Origin of the sequence: Sphingomonas pokkalii, from assembly GCF_003096275.1 — a bacterium.
Taxonomy (GTDB): domain Bacteria; phylum Pseudomonadota; class Alphaproteobacteria; order Sphingomonadales; family Sphingomonadaceae; genus Sphingomonas; species Sphingomonas pokkalii.
The window spans coordinates 4,038,004-4,055,146 of the sequence record NZ_QENQ01000001.1; the positions used below are offsets into that span (position 1 = coordinate 4,038,004).

The 17,143-nt window shown below is 67.1% G+C and carries 18 protein-coding genes; 8 read left to right on the top strand and 10 right to left on the bottom strand.

Annotated features, from left to right (window positions below; all coding sequences use genetic code 11):
- Positions 1-96: 96 nt before the first annotated feature.
- From DD559_RS18660 to DD559_RS18670, 3 genes are read left to right on the top strand one after another with little or no spacing between them, the layout of a single operon-like run.
- A complete protein-coding gene (locus DD559_RS18660; protein ID WP_116470497.1) occupies positions 97-3,249 on the top strand; it encodes an intermembrane phospholipid transport YdbH family protein in 3,153 nt (1,050 codons plus the stop codon).
- A gap of 25 nt (positions 3,250-3,274) precedes the next feature.
- Positions 3,275-3,469 carry a YnbE family lipoprotein gene (locus DD559_RS18665; protein WP_116470498.1) on the top strand — a complete coding sequence of 65 codons (195 nt, stop codon included), beginning with the start codon at positions 3,275-3,277 and terminating at the stop codon, positions 3,467-3,469.
- 5 nt (positions 3,470-3,474) lie between these two features.
- Positions 3,475-3,846: a YdbL family probable chaperone protein gene (locus DD559_RS18670; protein WP_240610411.1), complete on the top strand. Its 372-nt coding sequence runs from the start codon at positions 3,475-3,477 to the stop codon at positions 3,844-3,846.
- Positions 3,847-3,882: 36 nt separating this feature from the next.
- Here DD559_RS18670 and truA read toward each other — a convergent pair whose 3' ends face one another.
- Positions 3,883-4,626, bottom strand: coding sequence for a tRNA pseudouridine(38-40) synthase TruA (truA, locus tag DD559_RS18675; RefSeq protein WP_116470500.1), 744 nt, complete (start codon positions 4,624-4,626; stop codon positions 3,883-3,885).
- Complete coding sequence (gene fmt / locus DD559_RS18680; protein WP_116470501.1) at positions 4,623-5,525, bottom strand: methionyl-tRNA formyltransferase; 903 nt, start codon at positions 5,523-5,525, stop codon at positions 4,623-4,625. Before fmt ends, truA begins: the two co-directional genes overlap by 4 nt.
- Before the next feature lie 52 nt (positions 5,526-5,577).
- Here fmt and recR point away from each other — a divergent pair, with 52 nt between their 5' ends.
- The 4 genes from recR to DD559_RS18700 all read left to right on the top strand — a co-directional run bounded on the left by recR (position 5,578) and on the right by DD559_RS18700 (position 9,296).
- The gene (recR, locus tag DD559_RS18685) at positions 5,578-6,174 is read left to right on the top strand and encodes a recombination mediator RecR (protein WP_064312102.1); all 597 of its coding nucleotides are present in this window, start codon (positions 5,578-5,580) and stop codon (positions 6,172-6,174) included.
- A gap of 31 nt (positions 6,175-6,205) precedes the next feature.
- Positions 6,206-6,730 (top strand): peptide deformylase, encoded by a 525-nt coding sequence (gene def, locus DD559_RS18690; RefSeq protein WP_116470502.1) that lies wholly within the window; start codon positions 6,206-6,208, stop codon positions 6,728-6,730.
- 406 nt (positions 6,731-7,136) lie between these two features.
- The gene (locus DD559_RS18695; protein WP_438270426.1) at positions 7,137-8,540 is read left to right on the top strand and encodes a DNA recombination protein RmuC; all 1,404 of its coding nucleotides are present in this window, start codon (positions 7,137-7,139) and stop codon (positions 8,538-8,540) included.
- 6 nt (positions 8,541-8,546) lie between these two features.
- Positions 8,547-9,296 (top strand): AAA family ATPase, encoded by a 750-nt coding sequence (locus DD559_RS18700; protein ID WP_116470504.1) that lies wholly within the window; start codon positions 8,547-8,549, stop codon positions 9,294-9,296.
- A 311-nt stretch (positions 9,297-9,607) separates the two neighbouring features.
- On the opposite strand, the gene DD559_RS18705 is transcribed toward DD559_RS18700, so the two are convergent.
- The gene (locus tag DD559_RS18705; protein ID WP_116470505.1) at positions 9,608-10,558 is read right to left on the bottom strand and encodes an NAD-dependent epimerase/dehydratase family protein; all 951 of its coding nucleotides are present in this window, start codon (positions 10,556-10,558) and stop codon (positions 9,608-9,610) included.
- Between the two features lie 94 nt (positions 10,559-10,652).
- Between DD559_RS18705 and DD559_RS18710 the strand changes: the two genes are divergently transcribed.
- Complete coding sequence (locus DD559_RS18710; RefSeq protein ID WP_116470506.1) at positions 10,653-11,540, top strand: LysR family transcriptional regulator; 888 nt, start codon at positions 10,653-10,655, stop codon at positions 11,538-11,540.
- Between the two features lie 184 nt (positions 11,541-11,724).
- Here the strand turns inward: DD559_RS18710 and DD559_RS18715 are convergent, their stop codons facing one another.
- The 7 genes from DD559_RS18715 to DD559_RS18745 all read right to left on the bottom strand — a co-directional run bounded on the left by DD559_RS18715 (position 11,725) and on the right by DD559_RS18745 (position 17,037).
- Positions 11,725-12,159, bottom strand: coding sequence for an META domain-containing protein (locus DD559_RS18715; protein ID WP_240610337.1), 435 nt, complete (start codon positions 12,157-12,159; stop codon positions 11,725-11,727).
- On the bottom strand, positions 12,152-12,955 hold the full coding sequence (locus tag DD559_RS18720) for a TrmH family RNA methyltransferase (protein WP_116470508.1): 804 nt from the start codon (positions 12,953-12,955) through the stop codon (positions 12,152-12,154). The genes DD559_RS18715 and DD559_RS18720 overlap by 8 nt, the downstream gene beginning before the upstream one ends.
- Positions 12,956-13,113: 158 nt before the next feature.
- Positions 13,114-13,386, bottom strand: coding sequence for an HPr family phosphocarrier protein (locus DD559_RS18725; RefSeq protein ID WP_116470509.1), 273 nt, complete (start codon positions 13,384-13,386; stop codon positions 13,114-13,116).
- Entirely contained in the window at positions 13,383-13,790 is a 408-nt protein-coding gene (locus DD559_RS18730; RefSeq protein WP_116470510.1) for a PTS sugar transporter subunit IIA, read from the bottom strand. The genes DD559_RS18725 and DD559_RS18730 overlap by 4 nt, the downstream gene beginning before the upstream one ends.
- On the bottom strand, positions 13,787-14,731 hold the full coding sequence (gene rapZ / locus DD559_RS18735; protein WP_116470511.1) for an RNase adapter RapZ: 945 nt from the start codon (positions 14,729-14,731) through the stop codon (positions 13,787-13,789). The genes DD559_RS18730 and rapZ overlap by 4 nt, the downstream gene beginning before the upstream one ends.
- Positions 14,732-14,780: 49 nt before the next feature.
- The gene (locus DD559_RS18740; protein WP_116470512.1) at positions 14,781-16,358 is read right to left on the bottom strand and encodes a sensor histidine kinase; all 1,578 of its coding nucleotides are present in this window, start codon (positions 16,356-16,358) and stop codon (positions 14,781-14,783) included.
- Positions 16,327-17,037 carry a response regulator transcription factor gene (locus DD559_RS18745; RefSeq protein WP_116470513.1) on the bottom strand — a complete coding sequence of 237 codons (711 nt, stop codon included), beginning with the start codon at positions 17,035-17,037 and terminating at the stop codon, positions 16,327-16,329. The genes DD559_RS18740 and DD559_RS18745 overlap by 32 nt, the downstream gene beginning before the upstream one ends.
- Positions 17,038-17,143: the final 106 nt, after the last annotated feature.

Consider the following 17,143-nt stretch of genomic DNA (forward strand, 5'->3'; position numbering starts at 1 on the left):
ATCCGCTCGATGCTACGCCATGGAACCTTTTGCAGGGTAAGACAGCTCTAGCTACTTGCTCCGTTGCAACAAGATGGGCGGGTAGCTGGAGCGGGCGTGGACCGTAGCGAAGAAGAGGCAAGGGCTGGCGAGGTGCGGGTGAAGGTCCGCCCCGCCCGTGCGCGTTGGCGCCGTCGGCTCGCGCTGCTGTTCATGCTGCTGCTTGCGTTGCTGGTAGCGGCCTGGTTCCAGCGGCGCACCATCGGGCGGGGCTTTGTCGACCGTGAACTGGCCAGGCGCGGCGTCCCGGCGCGCTATGAGATCGAACAGCTCTCGCCCTGGAGGCAGCGGCTGACCCATGTGGTGATCGGCGATCCGCGCAAACCGGATCTGGTGGCCGACTGGATCGAACTGCGCACGGCGCTGTACCCATGGCGCGCGGACCTGCTGCTCGCCAGGGTGGGCACGCTCCGGGTCCGGGGGCGAATCGTCAACGGCACGCTGTCGCTCGGCAGTCTCGATCGGCTGATGCCGCCGCCGTCGGGCAAGCCCTTCACGCTGCCTCGGCTGCACGTCGACATCGCCGATGCCAGGTTACGTCTTGAAAGTAGCGCCGGGGTGGTCGATTTCGGCCTTCGCGGCCATGGCTTGCTGACGGACGGCTTCGTGGGGGCGCTGCGCGTTCAAGGCCAGCGCTTGCGGGTCGCCGATTGCACGCTGGAAGGGCTGGCTGCCCAGATGCAGTTGCGCATCCAGCGCGGGGCGCCCAGGCTGACGGGGCCGGCCGCTGCCGCGCAGGTCGCGTGCCGGGACGTACGCGTGTCGCAGCCGCATATCGATGTGCGCGTCGCGCTCGACCCTGGTTTCAAGCGCTGGCAGGGAAACGCAAGCCTTGGAGCGTTGGCGCTGGCGGCGCCGTTCGGACGGGTGGCGAGCCTGGGTGGAGGCATCGATTTCACGGGCGACCATATGCGAACCGAGGGGAGCGTCGCGCTCCGCTCGGAACGGCTGAACCTGCCGCAGGGCAGGGCGGCCTCAGCTGCCGTTTCCGGGCGCTATTCGATCGGCAGCGGGCTGGTGGAGTTCCACGGCGATGCCGCAGTAAAGGGGGCCGCCGCAGCACCGGCGCAACTCGCCGCCATCGCTGCCTATGAAGCCGCCGGACAGGGAACGCCGGCCGAGCCGCTTGCTCGACAACTGGCGCAGGCGCTGCGTGCTGCTGCGCGGCGTTTCGACGGGAAGGCGACCATCGATTTTCGCCTGGGCGGCCGGGAGGCGGCGTTGCGTTTAAGGCAGCTCGATCTCGCGGCGCCTTCCGGCGCATATATGCGGTTCGGGCAGGGAACGGGCCTTGGATACGCGCTGGCCGACGGCGCCATCGATCTTGCCGGGAAGCTGGTGCTGGGCGGCGGTGGGCTGCCCGATATGGCATTTCAGCTCGCACGCTCGCCCGAAACCGGGGCGCTCCTCGGGTCGGGCCGTGTCTTGCCCTATGCCGCGGGCGACGCGCGCATCGCACTTTCGGCGATCGCGTTCGCCCAGCGCGGCGGTGCGGGCGAGGTTCGCACGACGGCGACCCTGTCCGGGCCGCTGCCCGGCGGGCGTGTCGAAGGGCTTTCGATGCCGCTTCTGGCGCGCTGGGACGCGGGGACGCTCACCGTCAACCCCGGGTGCGCTCGGCTCGCCTTTTCCCGCATCATCGCTGCCGGTATGGTACTGAACGCGGGCCGAATTCCCTTGTGTCCACTCGGCCCGGCGATGGTGCAGTGGCGCGGCAAGCGGATGGCCGGCGGGTTCCGGGCCACCCGCATCGATCTTGCCGGCACCATGGGTGGCAGTCCGCTGCGCCTTTCCTCCGGGGGCGCCGAGATCGACCTGGGTACCGGCCGCTTCGGCATTCGCACCGCCGCGGTTCGAGCGGGGAAGGGCGCGGCGACGCGCCTCGATATCGGCCTGCTTCGCGGGAGCATCGAAGCCGGGCCGGGCGGCACCTTCGAAGGCTTGGGCGGGCAGATCGGCGCGGTGCCGCTAGTCCTTTCCCGGGGCAAGGGCAAATGGCAGGTGGCGCAGGGCGATCTATCGCTGCTGGGCGGTTTTCTGCTTTCCGATGCGGCGCCTTCCCCGCGCTTCGTTCCCGTTGCTGCCCCAAATGGTCGATTGCGCGTGCATGGCGGCGTGATCGATGCCCAAGCCGATCTGGCAGCTACCAAGCGGCAGGTTTCGATAGGGAAGGTTACGATAGGCCATGATCTTGCGAACGGGACCGGATGGGCGGTGCTCGACGTTCCGGGCATCCGCTTCCATACCGAAGGCCTGCAACCGAACGACCTGACGCCGCTCACCTATGGCGTGATCGCGGATGTCGATGGGCTGGTATCGGGGCACGGCCGTTTTGCCTGGTCGGGGGACGCCGTGACCAGCAGCGGCAGCTTCACCGCCACGGATATGGCGCTGGCAGCCGCCTTTGGGCCGGTGCAGGGGCTGACGACGCAGGTCGATTTCACCGATCTGCTCAATGTTCGTACCGGCACCGCCCAGGTGGCGCGAGTCGCCGAGATCAATCCCGGCGTGTCGGTGCGCGATGGCGTGTTCCGCTATCAGTTGCTGGATAGCCGCCGCGTGGCGGTGGAAGGCGCGCGCTGGCCCTTCGCGGGGGGCGAACTGATCCTCGATCCGACGATCCTTGATTTCAACGATGCCGGCGAACGGCGGATGACCTTTCATGTGAAAGGCGTCGATGCAGCGCTGTTCCTCAAGGAAATGGCCTTCGACAATCTCGACGCGACGGGCGTTTTCGATGGGACGCTGCCGATGATCTTCGATGCTAATGGCGGGCGGATCGAAGGCGGTGAACTGCACGCGCGGGCGGGTGGGCACATCGCCTATGTCGGCGAGGTATCGCAACGGAACCTGGGCCTCTGGGGCAATATGGCTTTCCAGGCGCTGAAGTCGCTCGATTACAAGAGCTTGACCCTGCGCATGAACGGGCCGCTCGCCGGCGAGATGATTACCGATATCCGCTTTTCCGGTTTGAGCCAGGGGAAGGGGACGAAATCCAACTTCCTGATCCGCCGTCTGGCGCGGCTGCCGTTCGTGTTCAACGTGCGGATCAACGCACCTTTCCGCCAGCTGCTCGACTCGGTGCAATCCTGGTATGATCCGCGCCGGCTGATCGAACGCAATCTGCCGGCGTTGATCGAGGAGCAGAAACGTGCGCAGGAAGCGGCGAAGCCGGCCATTCAGCCTCGCGAAAGCGCCCCGGTTCCATGAAAGGCATCGAAATGAGATTGGAAGCATGAAAGAGGTTTTGTCGTACCGGTTCCGCTATCTGGGCCTGGCGCCTCTGGTGCTGGCGGGCGGATGCGTGAACGTGACCGCGCCCGACAAGCCGATCGTCATCAACCTCAATATTTCGATCACACAGGAAGTGGTCTATCGTCTCGACAACAAGGCGAAGGCCATCATCCAGGACAATCCGGGGATATTCTGATGCGTATGCTGCTTTCCACCTTCGGGCTTGCCGCCGCGCTGGCAACAGGCTTGATCGTTCCTGCCTTTGCCCAGCGCGATCCGGCCTATCAGGCGGCGCGTCAGAACGGGCTCGTGGGTGAACAGCCCGATGGCTATCTGGGCATTGTCGCCAACGCTACGCCGGAACTGCAGGCGATGGTGAACAACATCAACATCCAGCGGAAGCGCCAATACACCCAGCAGGCAGCGTCTGGCTCCACGGTCGAGCAGATGGCGTTCGTCACCGGCTGCAACTTGATTTTGCGCACGGCGCCGGGCGAGAAATACCGCACGCCCGACGGCCGTTGGTTGACCCGCGGCGGCGATGCGCCGGTGCGCGATCCCCGCTGCCTCTAAGCGCCATTCTTCGCCGAACAGCACCGCACGGCGACGCTATTGTGGATAGTCGGCGCGGAGGAAGAACAGCCCATCCGGTGGGGCGTTGAGGCCCAGCGCGGCGCGATCCCGCGCTGCCAGTGCGTCGCGCACATCCTCCGGCGCCCATTTGCCCTGGCCGACCAGCGACAGGCAGCCGACCATCGAGCGTACCTGATGGTGCAGGAACGACCGCGCCGAGGCGAACACGCTGATCCGCTCGCGATGCTGCACCACCTCGAGCAGATCGAGCGTCCGCACCGGGCTTTCGGCCTGGCAATGGGCGGAGCGGAAGGTGGTGAAGTCGTGACGGCCGACCAGATGGGCGGAAGCCGCCTGCATTGCCGGCACATCCAGCGGGCCTGAAAGCCGCCAGGCGAGCCCTTTCTCCCAGGTCAGGGGGGCACGGCGGGTTACGATCCGATATTCATAATGGCGGCTAAGGCATGAGAATCGGGCATGCCAATCCTCCGAAACCTCCTCGCACGCCAGGATCGCGACCGGGTTGGGTCGGATGCGGGCGTTGAGCGCTTCCATCAGCCGGAACGGTGCGATCGGTTTGGCGATGTCGAGATGCGCACGCATGCCCAGCCCGTGCACGCCCGCATCGGTGCGGCCTGCGGCATGGACGACCACGTCCTCGCCGGTCACTGCATAGGCGGCATCCTCGATCGCTTGTTGCACGCTGGGGCCATGATCCTGCCGCTGCCAGCCCATGAAGGGGCGGCCGTCGAATTCCACCGTCAGGGCGAAGCGTGTCAAAGCTGCGTCCCCGCCGGGATCGGGAAACCGCGCAGCAGATCGGCCACCGTCATCACGCCGCGTCCGGCGCGCTGGATCGAGGTCGGGCGGATCGCGCCCTCGCCGCAATGGATCAGCAGGTCCTCGCCTACCATGCCGGCCGGTCCGCTCGCCTCGACCAGATCGGCGGCGTGGATGCGGAAGCGCTCGCCGTTCAGCTCAAAGAAGGCGCCCGGCGCCGGATTGAACGCGCGCACCGCCCGCTCGACCTCGACGGCGCTGCGGGTGAAATCAAGCCGGGCCTCGGCCTTGTCGATCTTGGAGGCATAGGTGATGCCGTCCTCGGGCTGGACGATCGGCGGATAGGCGTCGAAGTCCGCGAGCACCTGCACCATCAGCCGTGCACCCATTGCGCTCAGCTCGGCGCGCAGCTCGCCGGCGGTCTTGCGGTCGATCGGCGTGCGGCCCTCCAGCCGTACCGGGCCGGTATCGAGCCCGGCTTCCATCTGCATGATCCCGACGCCAGTCTCCGCATCCCCGGCGAGGATCGCCCGCTCGATCGGCGCCGCGCCGCGCCAGCGGGGCAGCAGCGAGCCATGGACGTTGAGGCAGCCCAGCCGCGGCGCCGCCAATACCGCCCTTGGCAGGATCAGGCCATAGGCGGCCACCACTGCGACATCGACACCCAGCGTCGCCAGCGCCGCCTGCTCCTCCGCGCCCTTCAGGCTCAGCGGCGTCCGCACTTCGATTCCAAGCGCATCGGCGCGGGCATGGACCGGCGAGGGGGTCAGCGCCTTGCCGCGCCGGCCGCCGGGGCGGGGCGGCTGGCTATAGGCAGCGGCGATGTCGTGCCCGGCCTCGACCAAAGCGTCGAGCACCGGCACCGCGAAATCGGGGGTTCCCATGAAGAGGATGCGCATGTTCCTCCTCAACCGCTTGGCAGGCGCGTGTGCAAGCCCCTATGTGACGCATATGGCCTCTCCCGAAATCGAAGCGCTGACCCAGGCCCTGTCGCGGCTGCCCGGTTTCGGGCCGCGATCGGCGCGGCGGGCGGTGCTCCACCTGCTCAAGAAGCGCGAGACGACGCTTGATCCGCTGCTCGCGGCGCTGAGCGCGGTCAGCCAGAAACTCACCACCTGTCATATCTGCGGCAATGTCGACACGCACGACCCTTGCGCGATCTGCGCCGACCCGCGCCGCGACGACCGTTCGCTCTGTGTGGTCGAGGAAGTCGCCGACCTCTGGGCACTCGACCGGGCGCGGCTGTTCCCCGGGCGCTTCCATGTGCTGGGCGGCAAGCTCTCCGCACTCGACGGGGTGCGCCCCGAGGACCTGCGCATCGACGCGCTGGTCCGCCGGGTAGGGGCAGGCGGCATCGATGAGGTGGTCCTGGCAATGAACGCCACGCTTGAGGGCCAGACCACCGCACATTACGTCTCCGAAAGGCTGGAGGCATTCCCGATCCGCGTCACCCAGCTTGCCCACGGCCTGCCGGTAGGGGGCGAACTGGACTATCTCGACGAGGGCACACTGGCCCAGGCGCTCCGCGCGCGCCGCCCGGTTGCTTGACGCTGGAGGGCGGCTCTCCTAAATTTGGGCGATGGCCATCCTCCCCATCGTCGAAGTACCCGATCCGCGTCTGCGTCTCGTCTCCACCCCTGTCGAGGCGGTCGATGACGACATCCGCGCGCTGATCGGCGACATGTTCGACACGATGTATGATGCGCCGGGCATCGGCCTCGCCGCCATCCAGGTCGGCGTGCCCAAGCGCCTGATCGTGATGGACCTGCAGGAGGAAGAGGACGAGGAGGGCAAGCCGATCCGGCACCCGCGCGTCTTCATCAACCCCGAGATCCATGAGCCGGCCGAGGAAGTTTCGGTCTATACCGAAGGCTGCCTGTCGGTCCCCGACCAGTTCGCCGATGTCGAACGCCCCGCGCGCTGCCGGGTGACCTGGCTCGACGAGAAGGGCGAACAGCATGACGAGCTGTTCGAGGGCCTGCTCGCCACCTGCATCCAGCACGAGATGGACCATCTGGAGGGCATCGTCTTCCTCGACCACCTCTCGCGGCTCAAGCGCGACATGCTGCTGAAAAAGCTCAACAAGGCGCGCAAGGCGGCCTGATTTTGTCCCGTAGGGGTTGAGCCTGAAGTATATCCTCCCCCGCCAGGGGGAGGTGGCAGGCGCAGCCTGACGGAGGGGGAGGAACCCCTGCCGTTCATTGGTCGCTGACCTCCCCCTCCGTCGCCTTCGGCGCCACCTCCCCCTGGCGGGGGAGGATATTCCCGGATCCTAGATTCACCCGTCATCCCGGCGAAAGCCGGGATCCATTCGCCACTACGCTGGGGCTGGCGCCGCGACGGTGCCCCCCATGGATTCCGGCTTTCGCCGGAATGACGATGGGTGGGGGACGGGCTTCCGCCACTTATCCACCAACCCCGCGCCAACCCGCGCCGAACCGACCGCACCCGCCCTTGCGGCCCTGCCCCCTCGGGAGTAAGTTCGCGTCCTGTTCCCGGGAGATATGGTGTTGGATCCGTTCGTCGTTGCTTTCGTGATGGTTGCCCTGGTGGCGGGCGTGGTGGTCGGTTGGCTGATCGGCGCGCGCGGCACGAGCGAGGCGCGGGCCGAAAGCGCTCGGCGCGAGGCTGATTTCAAGGCCGCGATCACCGATCTCGCCATGGCCGAGGAGCGCGTGGCGCAGCTCCCCCGCCTGCGCGAGGAAGCCGCGATGTTTCGCAACGAGCGCGATGCCGCCCGCATCGAGCTGGCCGAGCTCAAGGCCAAGGCGGGCTCGTTCGAGGAGCGGCTCGCCGAATTCGTCAATGCCCGCGAGGTGATGGCCGGCCAGTTCCGCGAACTCGCCTCGACCATGCTCGGTGAGACGCAGCGCGCCTTTCTCGAACGCGCCGAGGCGCGCTTCCATCAGGCGGGCGAGAAGAGCGAGGAGCGGCTGCGCACCTTGCTCCAGCCGATCGACACCACGCTCAAGCGCTATGAGGAAGGGCTGCAGCGCGTCGAGAAGGACCGCAGCGACAGCTATGGCCAGCTGCGCGAGGCGATCAGCGCCGTGCAGGCCGGGCTGGGCGAAACGCGCGCGGAAACCTCCAAGCTGGTCAATGCCCTGCGCGCCGCACCCAAGACCCGCGGCCGCTGGGGCGAGCAGCAGTTCCGCAACCTGATCGAGATTGCCGGGCTTTCCGGCCATGTCGATTTCGCGGCGGAGGTTTCGGTCACCACCGAGGACGGCATGCTGCGGCCGGACTTCATCATCCGCCTGCCGGGCGACCAGCAGCTGATCGTCGACGTGAAGTGCGTGCTCGACGGCTATCTCCAGGCGGCGGAGGCGACCAGCGCCGAGGAGCGCACCGCGGCGCTGAAGGCCCATGCGAAAGCGATGAGCACCCATGCCGACGCGCTGTCGCGCAAGGCCTATTGGGCGCAGTTCGAAAAGGCGCCGGACTTCGTGATCATGTATATCCCCGGCGACAATTTCCTGTCGAGCGCGCTGGAAGTGGACATGGAGCTGTGGGAGCGCGCCGCGCGCAACCGGGTGATCATCGCCGGCCCCTCGGCCTTCCTGCCGCTTGCCCGCACCGTGGCGGCGATGTGGCGCCAGCAGAAGCTGACCGAGGATGCCCGCGAAGTCGGCAAGCTGGGCAAGGAACTCTACGAGCGGCTGGCGACGGCGGCGGGCCACCTCAAGCGCGTCGGCGGCGGGCTGAACAGTGCGGTGGAGAATTACAACAAGTTCGTCGCGAGCTTCGAAGGCCGGGTGATGGTCTCCGCGCGGCGCTTCCAGGCGCTCAACGTGGATACCGGCAACAGCGCGCTGGACGCGATCGACACGGTCGACGTGATCGCGCGGGCACCGACGGCGGAACTGCCGGCGCCCGAGGGGGGCGAGGTGGAGGAAGCGGCTGCGGCGGAGTGAGGAGGCATGGTGCGGTATCGACACACGACGTTGCCGCCGCCCTATCTCAAGCGCGTCTGGCTAGACGGCGAAGCCGAGATCGATCGTAGAGTCTATCCCTGGTGCCTGCCGCTGTTCCGGGGCGACTTCTCGCTCGAATTTGACGTGCCCGTCACCATCATTGCGGGCGAGAACGGCGTCGGGAAGTCGACGCTGTTAGAGGCCATCGCCGTGCTCGCTGGCTTCGATGAGGCCGGCGGCGGCCCCGGCCATCGTGCGGTCGATCATAGTCGTGCGCTGGAGAGCAGCGGCGGCGCGCTTGTCTCGGCGCTGAAGGCGAGCTGGTTGCCCAAGATCGGTCAGGGCTGGTTCTTTCGCGCAGAAAGCCTCTTTTCCGTTGCCCGGTATCTCGATGACGCGGGCAGCCGCTCGGCCGACTTTCTCTCGCATTCGCATGGGGAAGGGTTTCTTCGCCTGTTTGAGGAGCGTTGCGCCCGGCCGGGGCTTTTTCTGTTCGACGAACCCGAGTCCGCACTGTCGCCGTTGCGGCAGTTCGATTTCCTCAAGCTGCTTAGGCGTATCCAGTCGGTCGGGCAGGCGCAGGTCATCATGGCGACGCACTCGCCGATCCTGATGGCGCTGCCCCAGGCGCGGCTCTTGGGTATGGGCAAATACGGCATCGACCCGGTCGAATTGGAGGACACACCGCACTTCCGTATCCAGCGCCAGTTTGCTTTCGATCCGCATGGCATGGTGCGCGATATGCTGGAGGAGTAACGTGTCGATCATTCCACAATGACGACCTTCATCCAGTAAGGAAGATGCGTGCCGCGCCACGAGCACGAGCACCGGCACCAGCGACTTCCCGTCGCGCCCGGCCAGCAGCAGCCGGCCGCGATAGCTCTGGCGGACCGCCAGGCGGCGGTGGGGCAGCGCGAGCAGGGGCTTTTGTTGGGCGTTCAGCGACGCCGAGCAAGCCCGGCAGGTGGTGATCCCGCCGTCGGTGGTAAGAGTTGCCACGCGCTGCCCCGTAGTTGCCGCCCTGCGCGGTGGAGCGTGTTTAGCCGCTGATCGGCGGGCTGCCTCGCTCAAAGACATCCCAACCCTGCCAGCGTCGCCCGCACCGCCTCGGCCAGCGGGGTATGCGGTTCGCTGCCCAGTTCGGCGAGCAGGCGGTTGTTGGTCAGGCGTACCGGCTGTTCCCACAGATAGCGCATCTCCATCAGCTCGCGGGCGGTGACCAGGAAGGGCGCGGCGAGGCGGAGTTGCCACCAGGCCAGGGGGCGGATCGGTATGGCGGGGTCACCCAGTGCACGGACGATCGCGTTTGGCATCTCCCGCCCGTCCGCATCCCAATGGCCGCCCATGTGGAAGCGCGCGAAATCGGCGAGGCCGGGGCGGTCGAGCAGGCGCGCCATCGTCTCGGCGACATCGGGCAGATAGGCCCATTGATGCCCCACTCCATTCGCGCCCGGCTGCCGGACGACGCGGGGGCGCTTGCCGGCCGCGCCGATCAGCCCTTGCGAGAACCAGTTGTTCGCCGCGCCGGGCCCGAAATAATCGCCGGCGCGGACGATCAGCGCCCGCACCTCGCCGGCATCGGCGGCGTCGCGCAGCCGCATCTCCATCGCGACGCGGATGGCCCCCTTGCGCGTGCTCGGTCGTTGCGGGGCTTCCTCGCCGATCGTGGGGAAGACGTCCGGCCCGAAATTATAGACCGTGCCCGGCAGCAAGATCCGCGCTCCCGCGCCGCGCGCGGCGGCGATGCTGTTTTCCAGCATCGGCAGCACCAGCTTGTCCCAATCGCGATAGCCGGGCGGGTTCACGGCATGGACGATCACCGCCGCACCATGGGCGGCGGCGGAAACCGCCCCGGCATCCATCGCGTCGCCGATCATTCGTTCGCAGGCAGCGGGCAGCGGCGCGGTCGCCGTGCGGGTGAGCGCACGCACCCGCCAGCCCCCCGCCGTCAGTCGTTGCAGCATCGCGCCGCCGATGCCGCCAGTCGCGCCCAGGATCAGTGCCGTTCGTGTCGTCATGTCGCGTCGCCTTGCTGAGGAAGTGCAGCGAAGATGGCAGGTGACCAGACATACGGAAATTGCCGAATGGTGTGGGTATGCTATACGGAAATCGATGAATAGTGAGCCGAGCTGGGACGTCTATCGAAGCTTTGCCGCGGTCCTGCGGGAGGGGTCGCTTTCGGCCGCCGCGCGCGTGCTGGGGATGACGCAGCCGAGCATCGCCCGGCATATCGATGCGTTGGAGGCGACGATCGGGGGGGCGCTGTTCATACGCTCGCAGCGCGGGCTTTCGCCGACCGATCGGGCGCTGGCGCTGCAACCCCATGCCGAGGCGCTGGCGGCAGCGGCATCGGCCTTGCGGCGCGGCGGCAGCGGAAGGCCCGATGCGGCGGAGGGCGTGGTACGGATCAGCGCCAGCGAGGCGGTGGGGGTGCGGCACCTGCCGCCGATCCTCACGGCGCTGCGCCGGGCAAATCCCGCGATCACGATCGAGCTGTCGCTCTCCGATCAGGTCGACGATCTGTTGCAGCGCCGGGCGGATATCGCGGTGCGGATGACGGCGCCGGCACAGCAGGCGCTGGTGGCGAAGCGGGTGGGGGCGGTGCGGCTCGGTTTCCATGCGCATCGCGACTATCTGGCGCGGCGGGGGGAGCCGCGGGCCCTGGAGGATCTGGCCCGGCACGACCTGATCGGCTTCGATACGGAAACCGTCTTCATCCGTGCGGCGATGCGGCATCTGCCGGGGATCGATCGATCGATGTTCGCGCTGCGGGTGGATCAGGATGCCGCGCAGTTCGCGGCGATCTGCGCCGGGTTCGGGATCGGCATCTGCCAGATCCAGGTGGCGCAGCGCGAGCCGTCGCTGGTGCGGGTGCTGGAAGACGCGCTCGATCTGCCGCTGCCAATGTGGATCGTGATGCACCAGGACCTGCGGCGCGGTGCGCGCTACCGCGTGGTATTCGATGCGCTGGCCGACGGCCTGGCGCGGATCGGGCGCTAAAGCGAGATGGCATGATGTTGCATCGCCGTGATTGGCCTGCGCCGTTCGTCTGCTAGGAACATTGCGCAGCGCGGGCTGGTGGCCCGTGCAAGCGGTGCGACGACGTCCGGCGGATGGCCTCGGGGTAACCGCGCGGCAGTGGGCCGATGTTGCCCCGTGGGGCAACATCATGTCATCTCGCTCTCTAGGTGGCGCGGACCAGCACCAGGGTCCTGCCGTCGCGCGCGGTGAGGATCAGCCGCCCACGATGGCTCTGGCGCACCGCCAGTCGCTGGTCGAGCAGGTCGAGCAGCACCTTTTCCTGCCGCATCAATTGCGGCGAACAGCCGCGGCGGGAGGTGATCAGCCCGCCGGTGGTGAGATGCCCGCGCTCCACCCGAAAATTGCCGCCGAGGGTGTTGCAGCCGGTGTTGCCGCTGATCCGAACGTCTGCCAGCGCCAGCCGCGCGCCGCTGCCGCGCACCACGGGGCGGCCGGCAATACCGGTGATGCGCCACTGGCCGAGCAGCGGCTGCGCCGCCGCATCGATGGGCAAGGGCGCCGTGGACTGCGCTCCCGCCGGCACCGCGGCGACCAGCGTCAACGCGACGGCCAGCGCAACGCGGGCGCGTTCAGCCATGCCGGAACTGGTTGCGTACTTCATAGGCCATCACCGCCGTTGCCACAGCCGCATTGAGGCTGTCCGCCTTGCCGAGCATGGGGATCTTTACCAGAAGATCGCAGGCCTGTTCCATATGCGGCGGCATCCCCTGCGCCTCGTTGCCGGTGAGCAGGAAGGTGGGGGCGGCATAGCGCGGCGCCTGATAGTCGTGGCTGGTATCGAGGCTGAGGCCGACAAGCTGGCCGGGGCCGGCGCGCAGCCAAGGCTCGAACTCCTCCCAGCGGGCGCGGGCGACCGGCACGGTGAACAAGGCGCCCATGCTTGCGCGTACCGCTTCGACCGAGAAGGGATCAACGCAATCGTCGAGCAGGATCAGCCCGCCTGCGCCCACCGCGTCGCCGGTGCGCAGGATGGTGCCGAGATTGCCGGGATCGCGCAAGCGCTCGGCGACCAGCCAGATCGGCGCGGTGCTGCGATCGATCGCGGAAAGCTCCAGCGCGAATTCGGGATAGACGCCGACGACCGAACCGGGATTGTCCTTGCCGGAGAGCTTGGAAAGGATGTCGGCATTGGTCTCGATCGCCTCGCCGCCTTGGGCCTCGGTGGCGGCGACCAGCGGCGCGACAAGCGGGTGGCGGGCGCTTTCGGCGGTATAGAAGAGATAGTCGGGAATCCGGCCGGCCTCGCGCGCTTCGGTGAGGATGCGCAGCCCCTCGGCCAGGAACAATCCCTCTTCGCGGCGATGGCGCTTGTCGCGCAGGTTGCGCATCCGCTTGATCAGCGGGTTGGAATAGGCAGTGATTTCGCGTGGCATTGCGACGCTATAGGATGGGATGGGAGCGGGGGCTACTGCCTAGCCCCCCACTCCAGGGAAGGGGTTTGGGGTGAGGCAATGTCTCACAGGGACCAACAGGCGTTCTGGTACCCCACCACCCTCAACCCTCCTGCAAGAAGGAGGGGGTTGAGGAAGGATCACTCCTCGTTGAACCGCGCTTCCACCAGCTCGACCAGCGCCTGGACCGCGCCTTCCGCGCCTTCGCCTTCGGCGGAAATCGTGATCGTGTCGCCCTTGGCGGCGCCCAGCATCATCAGATCGAGGATCGAAGTACCGGCAGCGCTGTTGCCGTCCTTCTCCACGGTAAGTTCGCAAGGCTGGGTGCTGGCCAGCGTGACAAAGGCCATGCTGGCGCGGGCATGGAGCCCACGGCGGTTCTCGATGGTTACGGTGCGGCTGGTACGGCTCACGCGGCGGCTTCTCCCAGAACCTCCGAGGCGATGGTGATATATTTGCGGCCCGCGTCCCGGGCGGCGGCCACAGCCTCGGTTACCTTCATCGTCGTGCGGGCGCTGCCGAGCCGGATCAGCATCGGCAGGTTGATGCCGGCGATCACTTCGATCTTGCCCGCTTCCATCAGCGAAATGGCGAGGTTCGATGGGGTGCCGCCGAACAGATCGCTGAGCACGATCACGCCCTTGCCCGAATCGACGGCGGCGATGGCGGCCTTAATATCGGCGCGCCGTGTCTCCATATCGTCCTCGGGGCCGATGCAGATCGCGGCGACCTGCTTCTGGCTTCCCACCACATGCTCCATCGCGACGACGAACTCTTCTGCGAGCCGTCCGTGTGTCACGAGTACCAACCCGATCATCTTTTCTCTCCGCCCCCTTGTGTCGTCACCGGCGCTCCCTCCAGCGAGTCCTGCGGCGCGGTTTGCAAGTCGCGATGGGTCACCGTGGGGGAAAATCCCGCTGCACGCAACCGGCGCGCCACGCGCTCCGCGACATGGACCGAACGATGCCGCCCGCCCGTACAGCCGAAAGCGATAGTGACATAGGATTTTCCTTCCGCCTGATAGCGCGGCAGCAGCAGCAACAGCAGCGATTCGATCTGCTCCATGGCTGCATCATAGGCTGGATCGGCGGCGATATAGGCGGAAACATCCGCGTCCCGTCCCGTGCCGGGGCGCAATTCCGGATCCCAGTGCGGATTGCGCAGGAAGCGCATGTCGAGCACCAGGTCGGCGTCGCGCGGCAGTCCGCGGGAAAAGCCGAAAGACGTGATGCTGAAGGTCGTCTTGCCGGTGCCGTCGGTGGAAAAGATCGCCCGGATCGCCTGGGCCAGCGCATTGGCGGTCATGTCCGTCGTATCGATCAGCCGGTTCGACCAGCGCCGCAGCGGCCCCAAAAGCTCGCGTTCGCGGGCAATGCCGTCCACGGCGGGGCGATCCTGTGCCAGCGGGTGGCGGCGCCGGGTTTCCGAAAAGCGGCGGACCAGTTCGGCACCCGAGCATTCGAGAAACAGCGTGCCGACGTCGTGCCCCTGTTCCTCGCGCAGCTTCTTGATACGCTGGACGATGCTTTCGGGATCGAAGCCGCGGGTCTGGGTGCCGATGCCCAACGCCAGCGGTCGCTGATCGTCGCCGTCCGCGCTCTCGGCGGGTGCCGTATCGAGCAGGCGGTTCAGCAGCAGCAGCGGCAGATTGTCCACCACTTCCCAGCCGAGATCCTCCAGCGTGCGCAGCACCGTCGATTTCCCCGCGCCGGACATGCCGGTGACGAGAAGGATATGCTTCGGACGACGCGGGTTCATGCCATTGGATTCCACAGGATGGCGGGCCGGAGGGAACGGGCCGGGCGGTTCATGGTTGCTCCGCCAGTGGCAGGCGGACCACGAAACGCGCGCCGCTCAACCTGTCCTCCCGCGATTCCACCACGATGCTGCCCTGATGGCCTTCGACGATGGTGCGTGCAATGGCAAGGCCCAGGCCGGAATGCTGCCCGAACGCTTCGCTGGACGGCCGAACCGAGTGGAAGCGCCGGAAGATCGCTTCGCGCGCTTCTTCGGGCACGCCGGGGCCCTCATCCTCGATGCGGATTGCCAATATTCCTTCTTCCTCTTCTTCGGCGGCGATCGCGACCAGACCACCGGGCGGGGAGAAGGACAGGGCGTTCTCGATCAGATTCTCGAAGACGCGTTCGAGCCGGGTGGGTTCGCCCATCACCAGCATCGATTGCCCGGCCGGACGATCGAAGCGGAGCCGCACCGCTTCGAGAACGCCGCGCTCCTCGCGTTGCACCACCAGCGCGGCGATCAGGCTCCCCAGATCGAACGGCTCGAACGTGGCGCGGCTGAGCTGCGCATCGAGGCGTGAGGCCTCCGAAATATCGGTAATCAGGCGATCCAGTCGGTGGATATCGTCGCGCACGATATCCAGCAGCCGGGCCTGGAAGGCGGGATCCTTGACGGTGGAAAGACCTTCCACGGCGGATCGCAGCGACGCCAGTGGGTTCTTCAACTCGTGCGTAACATCGGCGGCGAAGGTTTCGGTGGCATCGATTCGCGCCCGCAGGGCCTGGCTCATGTCCGAAAGGGCGCGCGCCAGCATCCCGATCTCGTCGCGGCGATCGGGCAGGCGCGGGACCACCACTTCGCGTGCACGCCCCAGCCGGACCCGGATCGCGGCGAGCGCCAAGCGGCGAAGCGGCCGCACGATCGTCCGCGCCAGAAACAGCGACAGCAGCACCGAAACCAGCGAGACGATGGCAAGCACGACCCCCAGCCGATAGCGTTCCAGTCGCACCGTCTGGGTGATGTCGCGCGCGTTGAACGTGGTCATCACCACGCCCAGGCCGGTAATCGGGGCAGCGGCGGTGATCACGGGTGTTCGATCGGGTGCGCGCCAGACCGATGCTGCCGCGCTGTGGCTTTCGAGCGCCGTGCGGACATCGGGCCAGTCCAATCCGCGATCGCGCACACGTTCCCGGTATAGCGGCGTGCGATCGGCACCGGCGACGCGATCGATCACCGCGTCCAGGAAGCGCGCGATCGTCTGGCCGACGGGATCCTTGTCCGGATCGCGTAGCACGAGGTTGCGCAGGCCCAGTTCGCGGCTGTCGCTCAGCAGCTTGCCGTGCGGATCATAGAGACGGATGCGCGTGCCCATGTCGCGGGCGAGGCTCAGCACCAGCAGGTCGCGCCGCTTGTCTGTCGCCGAAGCGAGCGCCTGGGCGATCAGCCGCACCTCGCGGCTGGTCTGCTCGACCCGGCTGTCGACGATCCGGCTGCGATAGCTGTCGAGATAGAAGAAGCCGCCGCACAGCAGCGCCAGCGCGAAGATGTTGACCGCCAGGATCCGCGGCGTGAGGCTGACCCGGCCCGACCATCGCAGCGCCAGGTCGCGCTCGTCATTCATCCGAGAAGCGGTATCCGGCGCCATAGAGCGTCTCGATCGCGTCGAACTCCGGGTCTACCTGCCGGAACTTGCGGCGGACGCGTTTGATGTGGCTGTCGATCGTGCGGTCGTCGACATAGATGTCGTCCTGATACGCGGCATCCATCAGCTGGTTGCGCGTCTTGACGATGCCCGGGCGCTGGGCGAGCGTTTCCAGGATCAGGAATTCGGTGACGGTGAGTGTGACGTTGACACCGCCCCAGGTCACCTTGTGGCGGGCCGGGTCCATGTTGAGGCGACCACGCTCGAGCACTTCGGCGGGTTCGGCCGGGGCCGCGCCTTCCGCCACCGGCTGGGCGGGCTCGGTGCGGCGCAGGATCGCGCGGATTCGGGCGATCAGCAGGCGCTGCGAAAAGGGTTTGGCGATGTAATCGTCGGCCCCCATCGCGAGGCCGAGCGCTTCGTCCAGCTCGTCATCCTTGCTGGTAAGGAAGATCACCGGGATCTGGCTCTTCTCGCGCAGGCGGCGGAGCAGTTCCAGCCCGTCCATCTTCGGCATTTTAATATCGAGTACCGCCAGCTCGGGCGGGTTCTCGATCAACGCCTTCAGCGCGCTTTCGCCGTCCGAATAGACACGAGTGAGAAAGCCCTCGGTCTGGAGCGCGATCGAAACCGAGGTGAGGATGTTACGGTCGTCGTCGACCAGCGCGATCGTGGCAGTCATCCGGCGGCCTTGGGGTGACGCAAAATCATCATACCACCCGTTAGACCAAAGTTCCGCCCGCCTCAACAAGCTGACAACGTTAACCAGGATTGACCGTCCTTCTGTC

Coding starts and splice junctions, on each gene's coding strand:
- DD559_RS18715 (WP_240610337.1), bottom strand. CDS start 12,159: ATGGCTGAACGCGCCCGCGTTGCGCTGGCCGTCGCGTTGACGCTGGTC.
- DD559_RS18740 (WP_116470512.1), bottom strand. CDS start 16,358: ATGGCGCCGGATACCGCTTCTCGGATGAATGACGAGCGCGACCTGGCG.
- DD559_RS18670 (WP_240610411.1), top strand. CDS start 3,475: ATGCTGCTTTCCACCTTCGGGCTTGCCGCCGCGCTGGCAACAGGCTTG.
- def (WP_116470502.1), top strand. CDS start 6,206: ATGGCCATCCTCCCCATCGTCGAAGTACCCGATCCGCGTCTGCGTCTC.
- DD559_RS18705 (WP_116470505.1), bottom strand. CDS start 10,558: ATGACGACACGAACGGCACTGATCCTGGGCGCGACTGGCGGCATCGGC.
- DD559_RS18720 (WP_116470508.1), bottom strand. CDS start 12,955: ATGCCACGCGAAATCACTGCCTATTCCAACCCGCTGATCAAGCGGATG.
- recR (WP_064312102.1), top strand. CDS start 5,578: ATGGCCTCTCCCGAAATCGAAGCGCTGACCCAGGCCCTGTCGCGGCTG.
- DD559_RS18700 (WP_116470504.1), top strand. CDS start 8,547: ATGGTGCGGTATCGACACACGACGTTGCCGCCGCCCTATCTCAAGCGC.
- DD559_RS18665 (WP_116470498.1), top strand. CDS start 3,275: ATGAAAGAGGTTTTGTCGTACCGGTTCCGCTATCTGGGCCTGGCGCCT.
- DD559_RS18745 (WP_116470513.1), bottom strand. CDS start 17,037: ATGACTGCCACGATCGCGCTGGTCGACGACGACCGTAACATCCTCACC.
- rapZ (WP_116470511.1), bottom strand. CDS start 14,731: ATGAACCCGCGTCGTCCGAAGCATATCCTTCTCGTCACCGGCATGTCC.
- DD559_RS18710 (WP_116470506.1), top strand. CDS start 10,653: ATGAATAGTGAGCCGAGCTGGGACGTCTATCGAAGCTTTGCCGCGGTC.
- fmt (WP_116470501.1), bottom strand. CDS start 5,525: ATGCGCATCCTCTTCATGGGAACCCCCGATTTCGCGGTGCCGGTGCTC.
- DD559_RS18730 (WP_116470510.1), bottom strand. CDS start 13,790: ATGATCGGGTTGGTACTCGTGACACACGGACGGCTCGCAGAAGAGTTC.